This window comes from Parahaliea maris (genome assembly GCF_008064665.1).
GTDB lineage: Bacteria > Pseudomonadota > Gammaproteobacteria > Pseudomonadales > Halieaceae > Parahaliea > Parahaliea maris.
Genome location: NZ_VRZA01000007.1, coordinates 191,121 through 212,700 on the forward strand (window position 1 = coordinate 191,121; position 21,580 = coordinate 212,700).

20 protein-coding genes and 1 tRNA gene are annotated in these 21,580 nt (G+C 63.1%); 11 read left to right on the forward strand and 10 right to left on the reverse strand.

Going from position 1 to position 21,580, the window contains the following annotated elements; genetic code table 11:
• Window positions 1-2: 2 nt before the first annotated feature.
• Window positions 3-79: transfer RNA gene (locus FV139_RS17735), tRNA-Ile, on the reverse strand.
• Window positions 80-263: 184 nt separating this feature from the next.
• Here FV139_RS17735 and FV139_RS17740 point away from each other — a divergent pair.
• From FV139_RS17740 to FV139_RS17765, 6 genes are all read left to right on the forward strand, one after another.
• Window positions 264-2,705, forward strand: a complete 2,442-nt coding sequence (locus FV139_RS17740; protein WP_187276617.1) for an HD-GYP domain-containing protein — start codon at window positions 264-266, stop codon at window positions 2,703-2,705.
• A gap of 59 nt (window positions 2,706-2,764) precedes the next feature.
• Complete coding sequence (locus FV139_RS17745; RefSeq protein WP_148069814.1) at window positions 2,765-3,418, forward strand: hypothetical protein; 654 nt, start codon at window positions 2,765-2,767, stop codon at window positions 3,416-3,418.
• Window positions 3,419-3,533: 115 nt separating this feature from the next.
• On the forward strand, window positions 3,534-5,765 hold the full coding sequence (locus FV139_RS17750) for an SLC26A/SulP transporter family protein (RefSeq protein WP_187276618.1): 2,232 nt from the start codon (window positions 3,534-3,536) through the stop codon (window positions 5,763-5,765).
• A 122-nt stretch (window positions 5,766-5,887) separates the two neighbouring features.
• The gene (locus FV139_RS17755) at window positions 5,888-6,949 is read left to right on the forward strand and encodes a DUF1611 domain-containing protein (protein WP_148069816.1); all 1,062 of its coding nucleotides are present in this window, start codon (window positions 5,888-5,890) and stop codon (window positions 6,947-6,949) included.
• Entirely contained in the window at window positions 6,946-7,923 is a 978-nt protein-coding gene (locus FV139_RS17760; protein ID WP_148069817.1) for a dipeptide epimerase, read from the forward strand. The genes FV139_RS17755 and FV139_RS17760 overlap by 4 nt, the downstream gene beginning before the upstream one ends.
• Before the next feature lie 249 nt (window positions 7,924-8,172).
• The gene (locus FV139_RS17765) at window positions 8,173-9,135 is read left to right on the forward strand and encodes a homocysteine S-methyltransferase family protein (RefSeq protein WP_148069818.1); all 963 of its coding nucleotides are present in this window, start codon (window positions 8,173-8,175) and stop codon (window positions 9,133-9,135) included.
• 113 nt (window positions 9,136-9,248) lie between these two features.
• Here the strand turns inward: FV139_RS17765 and rpoD are convergent, their stop codons facing one another.
• The 4 genes from rpoD to rpsU all read right to left on the reverse strand — a co-directional run bounded on the left by rpoD (window position 9,249) and on the right by rpsU (window position 13,935).
• Window positions 9,249-11,054: an RNA polymerase sigma factor RpoD gene (rpoD, locus tag FV139_RS17770; protein ID WP_148069819.1), complete on the reverse strand. Its 1,806-nt coding sequence runs from the start codon at window positions 11,052-11,054 to the stop codon at window positions 9,249-9,251.
• 243 nt (window positions 11,055-11,297) lie between these two features.
• Window positions 11,298-13,154: a DNA primase gene (gene dnaG, locus FV139_RS17775; protein ID WP_148069820.1), complete on the reverse strand. Its 1,857-nt coding sequence runs from the start codon at window positions 13,152-13,154 to the stop codon at window positions 11,298-11,300.
• A 77-nt stretch (window positions 13,155-13,231) separates the two neighbouring features.
• Window positions 13,232-13,687 (reverse strand): GatB/YqeY domain-containing protein, encoded by a 456-nt coding sequence (locus tag FV139_RS17780; protein WP_148069821.1) that lies wholly within the window; start codon window positions 13,685-13,687, stop codon window positions 13,232-13,234.
• Window positions 13,688-13,719: 32 nt separating this feature from the next.
• Window positions 13,720-13,935, reverse strand: coding sequence for a 30S ribosomal protein S21 (rpsU, locus tag FV139_RS17785; protein ID WP_116368301.1), 216 nt, complete (start codon window positions 13,933-13,935; stop codon window positions 13,720-13,722).
• 261 nt (window positions 13,936-14,196) lie between these two features.
• Here rpsU and FV139_RS17790 point away from each other — a divergent pair, with 261 nt between their 5' ends.
• The 5 genes from FV139_RS17790 (at window position 14,197) to folK (ending at window position 16,830) form a co-directional block, all read left to right on the forward strand.
• On the forward strand, window positions 14,197-14,484 hold the full coding sequence (locus tag FV139_RS17790) for a BrnT family toxin (protein ID WP_148069822.1): 288 nt from the start codon (window positions 14,197-14,199) through the stop codon (window positions 14,482-14,484).
• Window positions 14,456-14,737, forward strand: coding sequence for a BrnA antitoxin family protein (locus FV139_RS17795; RefSeq protein ID WP_148069823.1), 282 nt, complete (start codon window positions 14,456-14,458; stop codon window positions 14,735-14,737). The genes FV139_RS17790 and FV139_RS17795 overlap by 29 nt, the downstream gene beginning before the upstream one ends.
• 160 nt (window positions 14,738-14,897) lie before the next feature.
• The gene (gene tsaD / locus FV139_RS17800; RefSeq protein WP_148069824.1) at window positions 14,898-15,953 is read left to right on the forward strand and encodes a tRNA (adenosine(37)-N6)-threonylcarbamoyltransferase complex transferase subunit TsaD; all 1,056 of its coding nucleotides are present in this window, start codon (window positions 14,898-14,900) and stop codon (window positions 15,951-15,953) included.
• Complete coding sequence (gene folB / locus FV139_RS17805; RefSeq protein WP_148069825.1) at window positions 15,953-16,312, forward strand: dihydroneopterin aldolase; 360 nt, start codon at window positions 15,953-15,955, stop codon at window positions 16,310-16,312. The genes tsaD and folB overlap by 1 nt, the downstream gene beginning before the upstream one ends.
• The gene (gene folK / locus FV139_RS17810; protein ID WP_148069826.1) at window positions 16,309-16,830 is read left to right on the forward strand and encodes a 2-amino-4-hydroxy-6-hydroxymethyldihydropteridine diphosphokinase; all 522 of its coding nucleotides are present in this window, start codon (window positions 16,309-16,311) and stop codon (window positions 16,828-16,830) included. Before folB ends, folK begins: the two co-directional genes overlap by 4 nt.
• Here folK and FV139_RS17815 read toward each other — a convergent pair.
• The 5 genes from FV139_RS17815 to FV139_RS17835 all read right to left on the reverse strand — a co-directional run bounded on the left by FV139_RS17815 (window position 16,827) and on the right by FV139_RS17835 (window position 21,263).
• Window positions 16,827-18,329, reverse strand: coding sequence for a hypothetical protein (locus FV139_RS17815; protein ID WP_148069827.1), 1,503 nt, complete (start codon window positions 18,327-18,329; stop codon window positions 16,827-16,829). The genes folK and FV139_RS17815 overlap by 4 nt on opposite strands.
• Before the next feature lie 7 nt (window positions 18,330-18,336).
• Window positions 18,337-18,675: a hypothetical protein gene (locus FV139_RS17820; RefSeq protein WP_148069828.1), complete on the reverse strand. Its 339-nt coding sequence runs from the start codon at window positions 18,673-18,675 to the stop codon at window positions 18,337-18,339.
• A gap of 193 nt (window positions 18,676-18,868) precedes the next feature.
• The gene (locus tag FV139_RS17825) at window positions 18,869-19,606 is read right to left on the reverse strand and encodes a pteridine reductase (protein WP_148069829.1); all 738 of its coding nucleotides are present in this window, start codon (window positions 19,604-19,606) and stop codon (window positions 18,869-18,871) included.
• On the reverse strand, window positions 19,599-20,837 hold the full coding sequence (locus FV139_RS17830; protein WP_148069830.1) for a multifunctional CCA addition/repair protein: 1,239 nt from the start codon (window positions 20,835-20,837) through the stop codon (window positions 19,599-19,601). The genes FV139_RS17825 and FV139_RS17830 overlap by 8 nt, the downstream gene beginning before the upstream one ends.
• Before the next feature lie 189 nt (window positions 20,838-21,026).
• Complete coding sequence (locus FV139_RS17835) at window positions 21,027-21,263, reverse strand: addiction module protein (protein ID WP_148069831.1); 237 nt, start codon at window positions 21,261-21,263, stop codon at window positions 21,027-21,029.
• Window positions 21,264-21,580: the final 317 nt, after the last annotated feature.

The window sequence follows — 21,580 nt, forward strand, 5'->3', positions numbered from 1 at the left end:
AATGGTGGGCCCAGAAGGACTTGAACCTTCGACCTGCCGATTATGAGTCGGATGCTCTAACCAACTGAGCTATGGGCCCCGGGGAGGATGTATCTTCGGGGCGGGATTATATCCGACATTCCTGCTGGCGGCACGGGGCCCGGGGCTATTTTTACCGGTGACCGGCCTGGTGAGCTCAGCTTTGCCTTGCCACTGCTCTGTTGGTGGCCCTCAATCCGGCAGGTAGACTGTCTGGCCTGTTTCACGGTCATTCGGGAATGTTTGTGGACGACAACAAGAAAGCGCGAGCGGGTCTTTCGGTGCCTCTGGGTCTGGTGTTGACGCTGTTGGCGGTGGGGGCTGTGCTGGTCACCGCCGCCGCGATTACGGGCATCAATTATTATCTGGACGCGCGGCACGGCGAGAGGGCGGCGGCGGACGAGTTTGTAAGCATCTCCATGCGCAGTGCGGATGCGGTGAACCAGCTGGAGCGCAAGGGCGAGAGCCTCGCGCTGGCCCTCAGTGAGTACGAATTTAGCGAGCGCCTGTTCACTAAGGGTGAGGGTCATGGTTTGTTGTCCGCCATGGCCCGCCTGCTACACCGCGATGATGCGATCTTCAGCCTGTTCGCCGGCTTTCCCGGCGGTGACTACCTGGAGCTCTCCAATCTTGATGCCTCCAGCGGCCTGCGTGGCGCGTGGGGTGCCCGGCCGGAAGAGCGCTGGGTGCTGATGCGGATACATGATCGTGACGGTGTGCGCAGTGAAGTGCGTCAGTTCCTGGGGCCAGACCTTGCCGTTCTGCGGGAGGAGGTCAGGGACAGCGACTATTTCGCGAATCAGCGCCCCTGGTTCCAGGGGGCCGAGCGGGGGAGGCTGCACGTTACCGATCCCTACCAGCTCGATATCGTTCAGCGCCGGGGCATGAGCTACTCGGTTGCCGCCGGCGAAGGGGTGGTTGTCGGCGCAGTGGTGCTGCTATCCAGCCTGGACGCCGCGCTCGGCGCCTCGCGCTACCCGCAAACCCAGATGTCGCTGCTGTTCAATCAGGCGGGGCAGCTCATTGCCTCGAGCCGTCCTCCGGAGGGAGCGGCTGAGGTCACCCGGGTCAGGGATGAGATCAGCGCGGCGCAGCCGCACCGGTTTCTGGTCGAGCTGGCCGCCGAGCCCGCGGGGATACGCCGGCTGCGGGAGGTTTCGCTGGCGGAGCACAGTTACTTCGCCTATGTGGAGCCGCTGCAGGGGCTGGATGCGGACGCCGGTACCCGCTTTGCGGGTTTCCTCGTCAGCGTGGAGGAGGTGATGGCCCGCTACCGTCGCCAGGCGCTGATCTCCGTCCTGATCTCGGTGGGCATGGTGGTGCTGGTGCTGCCGCTGGTGTTTCTTGCCACCCGGGCCGTGTCAGAACCGATTCGCCGGCTGGCCGCAGAGAGCGACAAGGTGCGCCAGCGCGACTACGAGAATGTACACCGGGTGCCGAGCGCCATTCGCGAGGTGTCCTGGTTGTCCAAATCGCTGGTGGAAATGTCGGACGCCATCTGCAGTTACGAGGAGCAGCAGCGGGCCCTGCGCGAAGGCATTATCAAATTGATCGCAGGAGCCGTCGACCGCAAGTCGCCCTACACGGGCGGCCACTGCGAGCGTGTGCCTGTGCTGGCGGAGTCGCTGGCCAGCGCCGCCAGTGCTGCGGATTCAGGGCCGCTGGCGGACTTCAGCCTGAGTGGCGACGCGGCGTGGCGGGAGTTCCGCATTGCCGCCTGGCTGCACGACTGCGGCAAGATCACCACGCCGGAACACATCGTGGACAAGGGCGCCAAGCTGGAGGCCAACTACAATCGTATCCACGAGATCCGCATGCGCTTCGAGGTGCTGCTGCGGGATGCGGAGATCGCTTTCCTGCGCAAGGCCCCGCTTGGTGGTCAAGGCGAGGTTATGGACGAGGCGGGCCTCAAGCGTCGCTGCGACGAGATTGCCGATGACTTCGCCTTCCTTGCCCGATGCAACATTGGTGGCGAGTTCATGGACGATGCACATATCGAGCGCCTCCGGCGCATTGGCGCGCTCACCTGGGAGCGCCGGCTCGATGATCGTCTGGGGCTGTCGCCGGTGGAAGCGGCGCGCCTGGCGGCTATCCCCTCGCCAACGCCGGGAACAGAAACTGTGTTGGCCGACAAGCCCGAACACTGCATTCCCTGGGACCATATTGGCCCTCGCCTGGATACGGGCCGCTTTACCATGCAGCCGCCGCCTCTGAAGCAGAACCTCGGTGAGCTCTACAACCTGTCGATCGGGCGGGGCACATTGACCGACGAGGATCGCTACCGCATCAATGAGCACATCTCCGCCACCATCGATATGCTCGAAGCCCTGCCGTGGCCGGAGGAGCTCAGCCGGGTTGCTGAATATGCCGGTGGTCACCACGAGAAGATGGATGGCACCGGCTATCCGCGCAGTCTGCGTGGTGACCAGCTGTCGATTCCGGCGAGGATCCTCGCCATCGCCGATATTTTTGAAGCGCTGACCGCCGGCGACCGGCCCTACAAGCCGGCGAAGAAGCTCTCGGTGTCCATGTCGATCCTGCGCAGCCTGGCGCTGGAGCAGCACATCGACAAGGACCTGTTCCGGCTGTTTGTCGAGCAGGGCCTGTACCGCGACTACGCCAGGGACTTCCTGCGACCGGACCAGATCGACGACGTGGATGCAGAGGCGCTGTTGGCGGGCGTATGACAGCGGAAATTCAGCTAGACTCAAGGCGGTCGGAAAATCCTCAATAGCGGAGAATCACCATGAACAAATTCGGCTTGTGGGCAGCTACCCTCTCGGCGCTCTGGGCGGCTACGGCGAGTGCTGACTCTACCGAGGCGCGCTGCGATATCTACCCGGCGGGGGAAGACCACGCCTCGGCCAGCATTGCCTGCACCTTCAGCCAGCGCCAGGGTTACGTCACCATTACCCGCTCGGACGGGATAACGCACGACCTGTCGCCGGTGGGCGACGAGCCCGGCAATTACCAGGACCAGGACGGACACCCCGTGTACCGCAACAGTGGCCTGGGGGATCAGGGGCTGATCTTCCGTATGCCGGACGAGAGCGTGTATGTCTACTGGAGTACGGCGGGCCTGGAACCCGCCGACGACGACAACCCGACGGCGCCCTATACCACGGCCGATTACGACGCCACCACCCTGCTGCGCTGCAAGGCCGCGGGCGAGTCGGAGTTTGGCACCTGCCCCGGCGGCATCCTGCGCATGGACGGGGGGCAGGCCTCGATTGTGGTGACGAGTCCCAAGGGTGAGGAGTTCACCATCAACTTCATGACGGACTACGTCAACGCCACCAATCGTGAACTGAAGGCGAACCTGGAAGGCGATATGTGGACGCTGGAGTTCGCCAATGGCGAGGTCTGGCAGGTACCCCTGGCGGCGATCGAGGGGGGCTGAACCCCGCGCCGGAAAAATAATCGCACTAATTTTGGGTAAATCTTCCCGCACCTGTCGCTATAGAAGGTGAGTGGCCAGGGAAGGCCGCTCTATCCCGATCACGTCAGGTGCAGCGGTGAACCCATTCATTTCAAAACGCACAGCGGATACGCAGGTTGACGGGCGACGCTTGCTGACGGACATCAGCGGTGGCGTTACCGCCTCCGTCGTGACCCTGCCCAAGGCCATGGCCTATGGCGCCCTGGTGTTTGTGCCGCTGGGGCCGGAGTACGCCGCCACCGGCCTGCTGGCCGGCATTATCTCCCTGGCCTTTGGCAACCTGCTGAGTTTCCGCGGCGGCAGCCCCATCCTCATCAACAGTACCCTGTCTCTGGCGTCGCTGATGCTGGCGGCGGTCCTCGCCGGGTTGCTGGAGCGCCTGTCCTACCTGGCGCCGGCGGAACGCCAGCAGACCGCGCTGGCCCTGTTGTTTCTCACGGTTTTCCTGGCCGGCCTGTTCCAGGTGGTGGCGGGCGTAGTCAAGCTGGGCGGGCTGGCCCGCCTGATTCCGCGGCAGGTGATAGCGGGCCTGGTGAATGGCGTGTCGGTGCTCATATTCACGGCCCAACTGCCGGTGCTGTTGGGGCTGCCATCCGGCACCACCCTGGCTGCAGTGTCGCTCGCGGAGCACGGCGGGTTCGCCTGGAGCCTGTTCATCGGCGCGGTGACCATGCTGGCCATCTGGCGCGGCGGCCGGCTGGTCAGCCGGGTGCCCCCCGTATTTACCGGGCTCGGTGTCGGGTGCCTGCTGTTCTATGCCATCCAGTTCGTTACCGGGCATGCTCCCGGGCCCATGCTGGGGCACCTCGAGAGCACCTTGCCAACCCCGGCCAGGGCGCTGGAGTTCGTGCAACTGGCGCCGGGTTTCGCCGGTCAGCTGTTGCATGTTCTGCCCTATGCGCTGGGGGTGGCCGGCGTGCTGTCGCTGTGGAGCCTGTTGTTCATGGCCACTGCCGACAACCGCCGGGGACTGCAGAGTAACGGCAATGTGGAGCTGGTGAGCCAGGGCGCCAGCAACATGCTGCTGGCCTGCTTCGGCGGGGTGTCGGTGGCGGGCAATTCCAACACCCTGGTCAATTACGACAACGGCGGCCGTACCCGGTTATCCCGCCTGAGCTGTGGCGTGTTCGCCCTGGCGGTACTGCTGTTTCTCGGCCCGCTGATTTCCCACCTGCCGGCGGTGCTGCTGGCGAGTGTGCTGGTGGTGTTTTCCCTGCAGGCGGTGGACCCCTGGAGCCTGCGCATGGCGCGCATTGCCTTCAGCGGTGGTCTCGAGGCGAAAGAGGCCCTGCGCGACCTGCTGGTCATGTTACTCGTGATGGGCATCCTGCTGGGCCTCGGGGTGCTCGAGGCCGTGGCGGCGGGCATCGCGATCTCCCTGGCCCTGTTTGTCATGCGCATGGGGCAGGAGATTATCCGTGGCGACGCCAACGGGATCGAGGTGAACTCCGGAGCGCTGCGCCGGCACCGGGAACAGGTGGTACTGAAATCCCGCGGCCGGGCCATTCGCCTGCTGGAGATAGAGGGTGCACTGTTCTTTGGTACGGCAGACACCGTAGCCGATCGCATTCTGCAACTGGCAGAGCAGGGGGCTGAGTACGTCGTTCTGGATTTGCGGCGCATTACCGAGGTGGATGCCACCGGCGCCGAGCTGTTGACGAAGATGAATGCCCGGTGCCGGGAGGGCGGCACGCTGTTGCTACTGAGCGGGGTCGACCTGCGAGAAGCAGACAATGCCTTCCTGCAGCGTATCGGTACCCTGGATGCGTTTGTGGGCCGTCATTTTGTGTATCTCAACGACGCCTTGCGTTTTGCCGAAGACCAGCTCCTGGGGCGGGCGCTCGGCGGCGACCGCTACCAGCGGCCCCTCGCTTTTGCCGAATTCGGCATGTGCCAGAACCTGGCGCCCGGGGACATCGACTTGCTACAGGGCTATTTCCACCCGACCCACCACGCCGATGGCGAAGCGCTGTTCGTGGAGGGCGCCGAGGCAGATTGCGTGTTCCTGGTGGCCAGTGGACAGGTGGACGTGCGAGTGCGGGTCAGTGGCAGCACGGACAAGACAGTGCAGAGCATCTGTCCCGGCTTTTTGTGCGGGGAGTTGGGCATGCTGGAGAACCGCAGGCGCTATGGCACGGCCTACGCGCGTGGCGAGGTGACCTGTTACTGCCTGACGCAGTCAGCCCTCACCACCCTGCACAGGCTGGCGCCGGACCTGGCGTTCCGCTTCCTCGCCGCCATGTCCACCGAGTTCGCCGACCGCCTGGCGGCGAAGTCCCGGACTATGGCGAGCCGGGTGTACGTGTAATCATAGCGGCTCTGGTTGCGCCCCAGCTGATGCTGGGCACGTGCAATGTGGCAAGCCAACCGGGCCTGAAAGCCTGTTTGTGGCTGGCTTCTGGTGCTCCGGTGCTGTTGGAGAAACCCGTCATGAACGTCATTGAACTGTCGCCGCCCTACCTGATCTTCCTGGGTGACGTCACCGATACCACCTACGCCAAGACAGGCGCAGGCCTGGCGCAGTGGCGCCCGGAGCTGTGCCTCGGCCAGTTGAGCCTGATTGATACCGGCGTCGACCTTGGCCTGCCTGCCATGACGGTCGCAGAAGCTGCGGCAGCCGGTGCCCGGTCCCTGGTGATCGGCACCGCCTCGGTGGGCGGGGGTGTTCCGGAAGCGTGGCTGCCCACCCTGCTGGAGGCGGTCTCTGTCGGGATGGAAGTTGTGGCTGGCGTACATGCGACACTCGCGAGCCACCCGGCCCTGTCCGCAGCGGCCAGTGCCGCCGGCGTGCGCCTGGTGGATGTGCGGGTGCCGCCGGTCGGTATTCCCGTTGCCAGTGGCAGGAAGCGCCGCGGCATGCGCTTACTGACCGTAGGCACGGACTGTGCCGTAGGCAAAAAGTACACCGCCCTGGCCATTGATAAAGCGATGCGTGAAGTCGGTCTGCAGTCGCAGTTTCGCGCCAGTGGCCAGACCGGGATCATGATCGCCGGTGAGGGAATGCCAATCGACGCGGTGGTGGCAGATTTTGTGTCCGGTGCTGCTGAGTTATTGTCTCCGGCAAACGAGCCTGCGCATTGGGACGTGATTGAAGGGCAGGGCTGCCTGACCCACCCGGGCTACGCCGCGGTGAGTATGGGGCTGTTGCTGGGGTCGCAACCGGACGCCTTTGTGGTTTGCCATGAGGCGGGACGCACCCATATTTCCGGATGGGAAGATTTCCCTCTGGCGTCCGTCGATCAGGTAATTGCGCGCACCGTTGCCGCAGGTGCCATCACCAATCCCGCCATCCGCTGCGTTGGTGTTAGCGTCAATACCTCTAACCTCGCTTCGGCGGAAGTGGCGGGGTACCTTTCCCGGCTGGAAGAAAATCTGGGGTTGCCGTGTTTCGACCCACTGCGGCAAGTTCCGTCTTCGCTGTTGCAAACCCTGCAGGCAATGACCCCCGCCGCCTCTGGGCTTTCCAGCGAAGAACAGGAGAATTCATTGTGAAGTTACATGTCGAACCGGTGAGCTTTCCCCTGGAGCGTCCCTTTGTCATCACCGGCTACCGCTTTGACTCGGCCGACACCGTGCAGGTTCGTCTGCAGGATGGGGAGTTCCGCGGGCGAGGTGAGGGTATGGGGATGTACTATCACAACGAGACCCAGCAGAGCATGGCAAGCCAGTTGGAACAGGTGGCGAGCGCCGTCGAGGCCGGCGCAAGTCGGGAGGCAGTGCAGGACCTGCTGCCTGCCGGCGGGGCATTGAATGCGCTGGACTGCGCGCTGTGGGATCTCGAGGCCAAGCGCGCGTGCACCAGTGTCTGGGAATTGCTGAATCTGAGGCCAAAGCCGCTTACGACCGTGTGCACCATTGGTATTGATACCCCGGAGGCCATGGCCGAATTGGCTCGACAGTACCGCCGTTACTCCAACCTGAAAATCAAACTCAGCGATGATGCTCCCATCGAGCGCCTGGAGGCTATCCGCAAGGCCCGGCCGGACGCTGTACTTGTCATCGACGTGAATCAGGGCTGGTCCATTGAACAACTGCGCGAGTATGCGCCCGCGGCGAAGCGCTTGGGCATCGCCATGATCGAGCAGCCTCTCAAGCGCGGCGAAGACGAGGCGCTGGAAGGTTATGTATCTCCCGTACCCCTCGGTGCCGACGAATCCTGCCTGGACGCCGAGGACTACGCCAGGGTGGCGCGCTACTACTCGGTGATCAACATCAAGCTCGACAAGTGCGGTGGGCTCACCCAGGCACTGAAGCTGGTTCAACTTGCCCAGCAGGACAGCAAAGCACTGATGGTAGGCAACATGACCGGTTCCTCCCTGTCCATGGCCCCCGCCTTCGTGGTGGGTCAGTTCTGCCAGTTTGTCGACATCGATGGAGCGTTGTTACTGGCGCAGGACATCGATGGTGGGCTGGATTATGGCGAAGGCGGTGTGGTGGGAGTGCCCTCGCCGTCACTCTGGGGGTGATCGCTTCCCCTCAAAACACAACAACCGAGGGGTACGGCTGGGGTTTATGCCGTCGTGTAGAGGCCGCTTGGCTATACCGTAGGTACAGTTAACGGCACGGATCAGCACCGTTCTGCTCCAGAGTCTCCTAAGGTGCTGATTTTTATGAAAATATTTGTGCACATTTCCCTACTGCCGGTGCACTGACTCGGGGGCCGTTCTGAGTAGACTTGTGGGTGTCGAATCAACAGCTCACGGAGGGCTACCGACATGAAATACCGCAACGCACTTCCCCAGATCAACGGCAAGGACTGCCTGACCGATGGCGGCCTGGAAACCACCCTGGTGTTCCTGGAAGGCATCGACCTGCCGCAATTCTCTGCCATTTACATGCTGGTACACCCGCAGCACCGTCAATACCTGGAGGATTATTACCGCAGCTACATCGAACTGGGCCAACACTATGGTGTGGGCGTGGTGCTGGAGAGCGCCACCTGGCGTAGCAGCCATGGCTGGGCCGAGGCGCTGGGATACAGCCCGGAGCAACTCGACGCCCTGAACCGGGATGCGATTCGCCTGCTGACCGGCCTGCGCGAAGCCTGTGAAACTCCCCAGTCCCCACTGGTGGTCAGCGGCTGTATCGGTCCCCGGGGCGACGGTTACGTGGCGGAACACAAGATGAGCGTTGCCGAGGCCGAAGCCTATCACCGGCAGCAAATCGAGCTGTTTGCCGATGAGGGGGTCGACTGCGTCACCGCCATGACCATGAACTATATTGAGGAGGCCGCCGGTATCGCCAGGGCTGCCGCCGCAGCAGGCGTGCCGGCGGTGATCTCCTTCACCGTGGAAACCGATGGTCGCCTGATCACCGGTGAAAGCCTTGAGCAGGCCATCAGTGCTGTGGATGCGGCCTGTGACTCGCCCCCGGCCTACTACATGATCAACTGCGCCCATCCCACCCATTTTGATGACGCGCTCGCCTCCAAAGAGCCCTGGGTGCAACGGATCCGCGGCCTGCGCGCCAATGCTTCCAAGTGCAGCCATGCAGAACTCGATTGTGCCGAGAAACTGGACATCGGTAACCCGCAGGAGCTGGCCCGGGAGTACCGGGTGTTGACCGGGCGACTGCCGCAGGTTTCGGTAGTGGGCGGTTGTTGTGGCACCGATATGCGGCACATCCGGGCGATTGCCGAGCAGCGGTTCGGTGAGGCGCCAGTGGGCAATATCGCCTGAAGCTCAGGGAGTAACCGGGCAGTAAAAGCTCGGGGCCAGAAACAGAAAAGGCCGGCTGATCTGATCAGCCGGCCTTTTGATTTGCGCCTGACGTTTGCCGGGATTACTCGGCTTTATTCGTCGAGGAAGCTGCGCAGGTAATCCGAACGGGTCGGGTGGCGCAACTTGCGCAGGGCCTTGGCCTCGATCTGGCGGATACGCTCGCGGGTCACGTCGAACTGCTTGCCCACTTCCTCGAGGGTGTGGTCGGTGTTCATGTCGATGCCGAAACGCATGCGCAGCACCTTGGCTTCGCGGGCGGTGAGGCCGGCCAGTACTTCCTTGGTGGCTTCCTGCAGGCCCTGGCCTGTGGCGGCGTCCACCGGTGAGGAAATGGTGTGGTCCTCGATGAAGTCGCCCAGGTGGGAGTCTTCGTCGTCGCCGATGGGCGTCTCCATGGAGATCGGTTCCTTGGCGATCTTGAGTACCTTGCGCACCTTGTCTTCCGGCATGTCCATACGCTCGCCCAGTTCTTCAGGCGTGGGTTCGCGACCCATTTCCTGCAGCATCTGGCGGGAGATGCGGTTGAGCTTGTTGATGGTCTCGATCATGTGCACCGGAATACGGATGGTGCGGGCCTGGTCCGCGATGGAGCGGGTGATGGCCTGGCGAATCCACCAGGTGGCGTAGGTCGAGAACTTGTAACCGCGGCGGTATTCGAACTTGTCCACGGCCTTCATCAGGCCGATGTTGCCCTCCTGGATGAGATCCAGGAATTGCAGGCCGCGGTTGGTGTACTTCTTGGCGATGGAGATCACCAGGCGCAGGTTGGCCTCGACCATTTCCTTCTTGGCGCGGCGGGCACGGGCTTCGCCCATGGACATGCGACGGTTGATTTCCTTGATCTCGCCAACCACCAGCCCGCTCTGCTCTTCGATCTGGGCAATGCGGCGCTGCAGGCGCTGGATTTCGTCCTTGCGCGCGGCCAGCTTGGTGGCGTAGTCCTTCTTGGCGCGGGTGACCTTGCCGAGCCACTTCACATCGGCTTCAGAGCCCTGGAAGGTCTCGATGAACTCCCTGCGCGGCATGCTGCACTCGCGCACGGCGATCTTCATGATCTCGCGTTCCTGGTCGCGCACGGCGGCCAGGATATTGCGCGGCGAATCACTCAGCGGATCGAATACGCGCGGCGTCAGTTTGAAGAACTTGAACAGTTCACCCAGCTTTTCCATTTCCTTCTGGGCATCGCTGTGGTCGCGGCCCAGTGAGGCAATGGCTTTCTCGGTCTTGTTGAACTGGCGCTTGAGCGCAGTGAAGCGCTTTTTGGCCTCGACGGGGTCGGGGCCGGATTCGGTCTCTTCATCGTCGTCGGAGTTGTTGTTGTTCTCGGCGGCCACTTCGGCGGCGGAGGGAACGTGCTCGGCGGGGTCGAGGTAACCCACCATCAGGTCGGCCAGGCGACGCTCTTCACGGGTGACGGCATCGTACTCGTCCAGCACGGCCTGGACGGCGCCCGGGTAGTGGGCCAGGGCCGCCATCAGTTCGCGGATACCCTCTTCGATGCGCTTGGCGATGACAATTTCGCCTTCACGGGTCAGCAGTTCCACGGTGCCCATTTCGCGCATGTACATACGCACCGGGTCGGTGGTGCGGCCGGCTTCGGTTTCTACCGCGGCCAGTGCGGCGGCCGCTTCGGCGGCGGCGATGTCGTCGGCTGAGCCGTCGCCTTCGCTCATCAGGAGCTCATCGGCATCCGGGGCAACTTCGAAAACCTGGATGCCCATGTCGTTGATCATCTGTATGATGTCTTCGACCTGATCCGGATCGGAGATGTCCTCGGGCAGGTGATCATTCACCTCGGCGTAGGTCAGGTAACCCTGTTCCTTGCCGCGGGCAATGAGTTCCTTCAGGCGGGACTGTTGTTGCACGACGTTCGTCATCAAGTGCATACCTATTTACGTAAAAAAAATATAGCCGCGAATTGTACCGGAATGAGGGCCTGTCTAACCACCGCGAGCGCGGGTAATTTCACGGTTTTTGCCGCTGATCAGCCCTGAATGTCGGTACTTCAGTGGTATTTCCAGCCGCTGGTCCAGGTTTACGGTCAGTGGGGGCAAGCGGCTGCAAACTCAAGGGGCTCGCCCAATTACCTCTCGCGACGATCCTGTACGGTCAGCGCACGCCTAGCGTCCGCGGTTGCCACGCTCGGCGTCGAGCTTCTGTTTTTCTTGCAACAGCTCTCTCAGCTGTTGCTTCTCCTCTGCGCTCATCTGAGCGTAGTTGGTGAGTTTCAGTTTGTCGACTTGCGCCGCCAGCGCGGATTTACGCGGTAGTAACGCCAGTTCCGCCATGGTGTCGGCGAACTGCCGCTCGATGCCCTCGGTCGGTATCAGGCGCTCCTGGCCTGCCAGTCTGTTCAGCAATTCGCCCTGCGGGGTGCCGTACCAGTGCCCCAGTAACATGGCCGTGGACGACTCCGGCCGGCGCTGCAGCAGGGTGAGCATCTCCACCAGCAGGGCGATGTCATCGCCTTCCAGCAGGGCCAGCGAATCGATCTCCGCCAGTTGCGCCACCGCCGGCTTGTGCAGCAACAGGGCCAGTGCCGCCTGCGCCAGGTTGGAGTAGCCCCGGGCAACGGGGATGTCCGGGCTGCGCTGGCGCGGCGCGGGTTCTGCCGCGGTGTCCTGTTCCGCTTGCCCCGCGCGTTCGGTGTCCGGCTCTGTCGCCGGGGGCGGAGGCGCTTCCAGTTGCATCAGGCTCTGCAGGTCCAGCCCGGTGCGGCGCGCCAGTTCCTGGAACATCAGCTGGCGGTATACGCCTTCCGGCAGCTGGCGAATATAGGGCAGCACCTGCTTGCTGAGGCGGGCGCGGCCGTCGAGGCTGTCGGTGTCTATTCCTTCAGACAGCGCCTCGAACAGGAAAGTTTCCAGCGGTTGTGCTGTCTCCAGCAGTTTTTCGAAACCCTCGCTGCCGCGGGCGCGTACCGCGGTATCCGGATCATCGCCCTCGGGCAGGAACAGGAAGCGCGCCTGGCGCCCGTCCTGCAGTGCAGGTAGTGCCGCTTCGAGGGCGCGGAACGCCGCTTTGCGACCCGCTTCGTCGCCGTCGAAGCAGAACAACACTTCCGGGCACAGGCGGAAGATGCGTTCCAGGTGGGTTTTGCTGGTGGCCGTACCCAGGGTGGCGGTGGCGTTGCTGATGCCGTGCTGGGCTAGGGCGATCACGTCCATGTAGCCTTCGACGACCAAGATGCGTGACAGCTGGCGGTTGGCCTGGCGCGCCTGGTACAGACCGTAGAGCTCGCGGCCCTTGTGGAAAATGGCCGTTTCCGGAGAGTTCAGGTACTTGGGCTTGTCGTCGCCCAGTACCCGCCCGCCAAAGGCAATCACCCGCCCGCGTTGGTCGCGGATAGGGAACACCACCCGGTCGCGGAAGCGGTCGTAGGTGCGTCCGGCATCGTTCTCCACCAGCATGCCGGCGTCGAGTAGTAGCTTGCGTTGCGCCTCGCTGCCGCCGAAGCGCTGCAGCAGGTTGTCCCAACCCGGGGGGGCAAAGCCGAGGTCGAACTGCTTGGCGATCTGGCCGGTGAGCCCGCGCTGCTTGAGGTAGTCCACCGCGCGCTGGGCCTGGGGGTGTTGCCGCAACTGCTGCTGGTAGTAGCGGGCGATTTCCTCCATCAGGGCGTAGAGCGGCTTGTTGGTGTGCTCGGGGGGCGCTGCGCCGCCGGGGCCGCGGGTTTGTTCCCGGGGTACATCGAGTCCGAGGCTGCCGGCCAGGGTATCCACTGCGGCCGGAAAATCCACGTTCTCGTAGTCCATCACGAAGCCGATGGCATTGCCGCCGGCGCCGCAGCCAAAGCAGTAGTAAAACTGCTTGTCGGGATTGACGCTGAAGGAGGGGGTTTTTTCCTCGTGGAAGGGGCAGCGGGCGCTGTAGTTCTTGCCCGATTTCTTCAGTTTGACCCGGCGGTCCACCACCTCGACGATGTCCAGCCGGTCCAGCAGCTCGTCGAGAAAGGATTGCGGTATCCGTCCGGCCATTCGGGGTCAACAGGATTCGTTGGTGGTATGGCGGGTTATTGAACCACGCCGGAGGGGGGCTTGGCAGCCCCGGCTATTCAGCCCGCCAGGCGAGCCTTGACGATCTTGCTGACCTCGGCCATATCGGCCCGGCCTTGGAGCTGCGGCTTGAGCTGGCCCATGACGGGGCCCATGGCCTGCATGCCGCTGGCGCCGGAAGCACTGATGGCGGCATCGACCATCTCGATGATTTCCGCTTCAGACAGCTGCGCCGGCAGGAATTCCTGGATTACGGCAATTTCGCGCTCTTCCTGCTCCGCCAGCTCATTGCGGCCGGCATCGTAGTACTGGGAGGCGGAGTCCTTGCGCTGCTTGACCATTTTGTCGAGCACGGCAAGGGCGCGAGCGTCGTCGACTTCGATACGCTCGTCCACTTCGATGCGCTTGAATTCGGCCTGAATCAGCCGAATCGTGCCCAGCCGCTCTTTTTCCCGTGCTTTCATGGCGGCTTTCATGGCCGCCTTCACGGTCTCGACGAGGGTCGGGTCACTCATTGGGGTTGTACCAGAAGGGTGGTCTGTACGGCTTAGTACAGACGGACGCGCTTGCGGTTTTCCCGGGAGAGCTTCTTCAGGTGACGCTTGACGGCTGCGGCTGCAGCGCGCTTGCGCACGGTGGTGGGCTTCTCGTAGTGCTCGCGCTTGCGAACTTCAGCCAGTACGCCCGCTTTTTCGCAGGAGCGCTTGAAACGACGCAGGGCAACGTCGAAGGGCTCGTTTTCTTTGACCTTAACGTGAGGCATTAAGTCTTCACCTGTATCCAATAGTTGTAGGTGCCTGCAAATTGAGCAGACAACACCTGAAAGGGCGCGCATTCTATACCTATGTTGGGGGATTTGCAAAGGCCAATTGGATCCCAATTGGATCCCCGACAGGGGCGCTCGGGGATGACGGTTGGGGAGCCTATGGGGAGGAAGGCCTCTTGGCTTTTGGGGTGACGAACTGGGTGTCTGGGGTGCTCCTGGCAATTGACAGGTGTATGTACATAATGTAATTACAGAAATATGGAGTTCGAATGGGATGAAGCAAAGAACCAGGCCAATCAGGGGAAACACGGCCTGAGCTTTAAAGAGGCGGCACTGGTGTTCAAAAAGCCGGTGCTGACCCGTGTTGACCGTCGCGCTGACTACGGTGAAGTGCGCCATATCAGTATTGGCACTCTGGACGGTCAGATCGCTGTTGTTGTGGTGCACACAGACAGAGCTGAAGTTATTCGAATCATCTCGGCACGCCTGGCGAACCGCAAAGAAAGGAGGGCATATCATGAGTACTGTCAGAAAATCGCTCGATGAGCTTTCAGTTTCGAAGAAGCGACTGAAAGAACTGAGCGGAAAAGCCGAAGAATCGATCGATTACAGCGATATACCGGAATTGGATGCCGATTTTTTCGAGCACGCTGACCTGGTCTATCCGCCCGGCAAGCAGTCAGTCACCATCCGCCTGGACAGCGACGTGCTGGCCTGGATGAAAGCGCAGGGCAAAGGCTACCAGAGCCGGATCAATGCGGTGCTGCGCGCCTATTACGAGGCGCACAGGCATGACTAGGTGGCTGCTGTGCTCAGAATGCTTCGCGAAGCGGGCGGTAACATGTCTTTGCTGTCAGGATTGAGCGCCGCGGCCGGGTCTGTGCAACGATGACGATACAACGACAACCCCGTATCATTCGCTGCCCTGTATGTTGACCAGACGACTAAACTGACCCGATATGCTCATCCTCGGCCTTGAAACCTCCTGCGACGAAACCGGCGTAGCCCTCTACGACACCAGCCGCGGCCTGCTGGCCCACGCCCTGTTCAGCCAGGTGGATATCCACGTGGAATACGGTGGTGTGGTACCGGAACTGGCATCGCGGGACCATATCCGCAAGGCCCTGCCCCTGCTCGAGGAGGTGCTCACCAAGGCCGGCTGTACCGCTGCGGATATCGAGGGTGTGGCCTATACCGCCGGCCCCGGCCTGGTGGGTGCGCTGATGGTAGGGGCCACCCTGGCCCGGGCCCTGGCCTGGGGTTGGGGTGTGCCGGCGCTGGGGGTCCACCATATGGAGGGGCACCTGCTGGCGCCGATGCTGGAGGAGGAGCGCCCGGACTTTCCTTTTGTGGCGCTGCTGGTGTCCGGTGGTCACACCCAGTTGGTGCGGGTGGATGGCATCGGCCAGTACCGCCTGTTGGGGGAGTCCCTGGATGATGCCGCCGGCGAAGCCTTCGACAAAGCGGCCAAGATGCTCGGCCTGCCCTACCCGGGAGGCCCCCATATCGCCCGCCTGGCGGAGAGCGGTGATCCGGAGCGTTTCAATTTCCCCCGGCCCATGGTCAATCGCCCGGGCCTGGACTTCAGTTTCAGTGGCCTGAAGACCTACACCCTCAATACAGTCACGGACTGCAAGGCCAACGGTGAACTGAGCGAGCAGGACAAGTGCGATATCGCTCGCGCCTTCGAGGAGGCCGTGGTGGCCACCCTGGTGATCAAGTGCCGCCGGGCCCTGAAGCAGGAGGGGCTGAAAACCCTGGTGATGGCCGGCGGGGTCAGCGCCAACCGCAACCTGCGGGCCAGCCTGGAGCGGGCGCTCAGTAAAGAGAAGGCAAAGGTGTTCTACCCGGCCCCCGAATTCTGCACTGACAACGGCGCCATGATCGCCTACGCCGGCGCCCAGCGCCTGGCGGCCGGGCAGCGTGATGGTGAGGCCAGTGCCGTGCGCCCGCGTTGGCCCATGGCGGAGCTGCCGCCGCTTTCTGCCGGGCTGGCTACGGGAGTGTCCGCCTGATGGACACCGTATTCATCCGCGAACTGGCCGTGGACACGGTGATCGGCGTCTACGACTGGGAGCGCGAGGTGCGCCAGACCCTGCTGCTGGACCTCGACATGGCCTGGGACAACCGTCCGGCGGCTGCGGGCGATGACCTCAGCCATGCGCTGAACTACGCCGCAGTGGCGGACCGTATAGTGGCGTTTCTGGGTGGCAGCGAATTTCTGCTGATCGAAACCGCCGCAGAGGAAATAGCTGCCCTGGTGCGCTCGGAGTTCGGGGTGCCCTGGCTGCGCCTGCGCCTGTGCAAGCCAGGCGCCGTGGCGGCGGCCCGGGATGTGGGGGTGGTTATCGAGCGCGGGGAGCGGTCCGCATGACCCGCGTCTACCTTGGCCTTGGCAGCAATATCGAGCGCGAACGCTACCTGACCGCGGGCCTCGATGCTCTCGAAGCCCTGTACGGTCACCTGGAGCTGTCGCCGGTCTACGATTGTGAGGCCATCGGTTTTGTCGGCCAGCCCTTCCTTAATATGGTGGTGGGTATCGACACCGCTGCCAGCGTGGCCGAACTGGCCCGCGACCTGCGCCGCATCGAAACCGAGCACGGCCGCCTGCCGGACGCAGCGCGTTACTCTCCTCGCCAACTGGATATCGACCTCCTGACCTGGGGCGACGCCTGCGGTGTGGTCGACGGCGTGCTGCTGCCGCGGCCGGAAATCCTGCGCAATGCCTTCGTGCTGCGGCCACTGGCGGAGCTGGCGCCGGAGGAGGTGCACCCGGAAGCGGGGCAAAGTTATGCCGCGTTGTGGAGTCAGTTCGATCAGGGCTCGCAGGCAGTTAGGCGGGTGCCATTCAAGTGGCGGGGCAGGGAAATCTCCCAGAGCGGGCCTGTCTAGGGGTCGATGCCGTTCTGCAGGCATTCCGGTGGATTCATCTCCACCAGCAGAAACCCTTTACTCTCGCCGTTGACCCGATACAGCCCGGACTGGCACCTGGCAGGTGAGGCTGGAGCTCCTTCGAGAATACGCGTGCACAATGGCCTGGCGCGCTTTTCCTCCGTTTCGCACAGCCACACCTTCCTGAATCCCGCTTCTCGCGCCGCGGGTACCCAGCGAGCGGCCCGGGCCAGCGATTCCATTTCCGGCAGCGGCTTCAGCCCGTAACGGCTCTCGATTGCACTGATCGCCTCAGCTACGGCGGTATCGCTGCTCAGGAACACGGCACCCTGGTAGCTCTCCGGCGGCTTCGGGCTGGCCGCTCGCAATTGCCCGGTAAAGGTAGTGGTGACCGTAGCGTACCAGCGCAGGGTATCCCGGTTTTGCAGGTAGAGAGAGGTTGTGAACAACAGCAGACAGGCCAGCAGCCCCAGGGCCTGCCAGCGTAAGCGCAGGGGCGTAAAGAACAGAAGGGCAATCCAGCCGAGCCACATCGGGCTGGCAGTACGGAAAGAAATAATAATGCCCAGGGGCACCGTGAGCACGTAGTGGACGCAGATGATGGCCAGGGCGAGCGTGCCCAGGGCGATGTAGCGCGGTGACCGGTTGCCCAGCAGGCACAGGGTAGCGGCTGCCGCGCCCGCTACAACGTGCAGGCCATCGGGAAAGAGTGCGCTAAGGTGCTCGGTAAAGTAGCCAAAGGCCCGCTGTACGTTGGCAGCCACATCGCCAGGGGACTCGATATAGTGCGGCTGGCGCCAGCTCTCGATCTCCATTCCGAAGGCGCCGCTGGCCAGGTAGACCGCCAGCAGTGAACTCAGGTAGCCCACTACAAAGCCCAGTGCCCACAGCGGCAGCAATTGCAGGCACAGCCGCTTCATGTTTGCGGCCAGATCGTCTGAGTCCAGCCAGCGTAGATACAGCAGCGGCAGCAGATAGTAGATATAGCTGAAGCTTCCGAACATCAGCACCCCGAAAACCGGGAAGAACAGCAGGGCGGGGATTCTCGCAGCCGCCAGCGGGGCCAGGCCCAGTAACAGGAAAGCCGGCAGAATCGTGGCGGGCCACTGCAACTGGTTCATCAACGGGGATATCTGCATGGCCAGTGAGGCAATGCACAGGGCCAACAGGCTCGATTGCACCCAGCGGCGGGCGCTCAAGTACGCGAACAATCCCCAACAAAGCAGGGAGACCACGGCGGCCAGCCCGCCAGGTATCTGGCGCAGCAGTGGAAACAGGTAGTAGTTGATCCACCGCCCCTCGGCGACCAGCTTGTCGAAGAAGGCCTGTTGTTGCAGGTAGTACATGGCATCGTGGCGATACACCTGAACCTGCAAGAGATCCCACAGCAGGAGCGCCGTCAGCGTCAGGCACAGTCCTGCCGCCAGGGTCAGGCCGCCGCGTACCACATCGCTGCGCAGTGCGGTTTGAGTCGGAAGCGCAGGGGTGGCTGGCGCCATGCCCGGATCAGCCGAAGCGGGCGATGAAGAACAGGCCTAGCAGTACCAGCGCGGTACCGGCGATGCCGCCAGGTGAGAGGCGCTCCCCCAGCAGAAATACGCCTCCCATGTAGACCAGGGCAAATGTGAGTACCGTGAACGCGTACACCGTGGTCAGCGCCTGGGTGGAAAGGACGTAGATCCACAGGAGGGTGGCGGCGCCGTAGAGTCCCAGCCCTGCGATGATCTGCAGATTGATGAACTCCAGTAGCGCAGTGCGGCCGGTGGCGCCGACCTTGAACAGCAACTGGCCCGCCGAGGCGCAGAGCGCGGCGAGCATAAGGAGGGAGACTGAGATAGCGTTCAAGGTGAGTGGTCCCCGGTGGTGATGGTTTGCCTGGTTGGCATTCTACATGGCGACGCAGCCAGATGCCGCCCGCTGTCGCGTCATCCCCGAATGCTTTTATCGGGGATCCATTCAGAGAATCCCGTTGCTGCCGAGCTTAGATCTTCCGCCTTGGCAGGGGTGAGTCAAATTACCGGAGGTGACTCAAGTCGCCCTACAAACCCAGTCCCCAACCACCGTCGACCGAGACCACCTGGCCAGTGATAAAGGGCGCATCCAGCCCGAGGAAGGCCACCGCGCCGGCAATGTCGGCCGGGTCGCCAAGGCGGCCGAGGGGGGTGCTGGCCAGGATGTCCTCGCGTTTCTTTTCATCGAAGGCAACGTCGTCCTCGGGCCAGAGAATGGCGCCAGGTGCTACCCCGTTGACCCGGATCTCCGGCCCCAGCTCTACCGACAGGCTGCGGGTGAGGGAGGCCAGACCGGCCTTGGCGGCGCAGTAGGCGTTGAAGTCCTTCAGCGGCCGCTCGGCATGCACGTCGATCAGGTTGACCACGGCGCCGCCGGCGGCGCGCAGTGCGCCCAGCAGGGCCTGGGTCAGGAAGTAGGGGCCCTTCAGGTTGGACCCCAGCATGGCGTCGAACTGCGCCTCGTTGCAGTGGTCGATGGGGGTGGGCTCGAAACCGGAGGCATTGTTGACCAGCAGGCTGAGGCGGGGGTGGTGGTCCAGCAGGCGGCTGGCGAAGGCGCGGACGTCGTCCACGGACTCGAGGTCCGCTCGCCAGGTGTGACAGGAGCCTGGCCTCAGCTGGTTCAGTTCCCGCGCCAGTGCCAGCGCGGGCTCTCTGGAGTGGCGGTAGTGCAGCGCGATATCCAGCCCCCGCCGGTGCAGCTCGCGACAGATCGCCGCACCGATACGCTGTGCGCCGCCGCTGACCAGGGCCAGTTCAGCCACGGGCCGGCGCCTCCGTTTTGCGCAGGGCGTCCAGGCGCTGCACCTGCTCGGCGTGAATCGCCTCGCCCAGCGCCTTGCCGCTGATACCCTGTTCGCGAAACGTCTCCGCGGAGACGTCGCGCACGACCGTCAGTGCCCGTCGCAGGTAGCCCGCCTGCGGGTAGGGCCGTTGCTCCAGCCCGAGGCGGCCGCGGGCATCCGCCTCGCAGGCCAGCAGGAAGGGCTCCAGCAATTCGTCCTGGCGCAGGGCGCCGGTGGCACGCAGCAGTTTCAGCACCGTTTTGCCGCGCAGCTCCCCGGCCTGGTGGCACAACAGGTGGTATTCGCAAACGCTCAGCGCCAGGTTGCGGTGGCGGTTGGGCACTTTCAGGCGCTGGCACAGGTCCTTGACCAGCGGAACGCCGCGATGTTCGTGGGCGATGTGCCGGGGCAGTTCCTCCCGAGGGGTAATCCCCTTGCCCAGGTCGTGCACCAGGGCGGCAAAGCGTACCGCGGTATCCGCCGACAGCAGGGCGGCCTGCTGCAGCACCATCAGGGTGTGAATGCCGGTGTCGATCTCCGGGTGGTACTCGGCCCGCTGGGGCACGCCAAACAGGGCGTCCACCTCGGGCATCAGGGCGGCCAGGGCGCCGCAGTTCCGCAATACCTGGATAAACACATCCGGGTCGCGCTCGCCCAGAGCGCGGTCGGTTTCCACCCAGATCCGCTCGGCGGGCAGATGGGGGAGCTCGTCTGCCTGGACGATGTCGGACATCAGTTCGAGTGTTTTCCCGGCAACCGTGAAACCGAGGTGGGCGTAGCGGGCGGCAAAGCGAGCGACGCGCAGTACGCGCAGGGGGTCCTCAGCGAAAGCGGGGGAGACGTGGCGCAACAGCCGACGCTCGAGATCCTGCTGCCCGCCGTAGGGGTCGATGATGTCCCCCTCCGGAGTCTGCGCCATGGCGTTGATCGTCAGGTCGCGCCGCAGCAGGTCCTCCTCCAGCGTGACATCGGGCTCGTAATGCACCGCGAACCCCGTATAGCCATGCCCCTGCTTGCGCTCGGTACGGGCCAGGGCGTACTCCTCTTTGGTTTTGGGATGGAGGAATACCGGAAAATCCTTGCCCACCTGCTGGTAGCCCTGGTCCAGCAGCTCCTCCGGCCGCGCACCCACCACCACCCAGTCACGCTCGGTGACCGGGTAGTTGAGCAGGGCGTCGCGCACGGCGCCGCCGACGAGGTAGGTTTGCATGTTCAGATCTGCCTTTGCTGGCTGTTCAGTCACTTATAGATCGCGTTGTCCCCAATAGCCCGGTTCTCGGTGCAGATGGGCGATGGCTACGACAAGTATCTCATTCCTTGAACTGGAATGGTGGTAGATCACCGCATAGGGGAATTTGGCAACAGCGCAGGGCCGGTGCGAGCAGCCTTGGTTCGGGCTTCACTCTCCTTCAGAAACGATGGCAGCTTGGAACTCGGCAATATCCGAAATTGGTACGCTTTCTATTTCTCCATTTTCGTAGGCAGCAAGCCGCCATTCAGCCTCCTTCGCCCAGGCGGCGTCGATTTCGCTGTCGGTTCTTTCCAGGCTGAGAAGCAGCCGCTCTACCAGCGCCGAGCGCTCGTGTTCTGGAAGCTCAAGCGCCTGAGCCAAAATGGATTTTCGCTGGGTGGGCATACCAATCTCCCGTGTGCCTGTAAGAATGATGCTAGCGCCGGCGTGCTGTCGAGTAAACCGTGGCGATGGTCTCTGGTTCCTGGCGTTCAGGCCCTCCTGTTTCCTGAATTGTAGCGCTGATGACGGGAAGGGCCGCGTGACCGGCTTAATTTGATGGAATAGCGTCGTCGCAACCTCGACCGGATCGGGCGAAACCACTTCACAATCGGGCGTTGGCGACCGGAATGGAATATGGCTCAAGCGGGTCATTCTGGCTGTATTCGTTTTGGCGCCACAAAAAGGTGCTTGCACACTGGCTATCTTCCGAACTTTCAGAA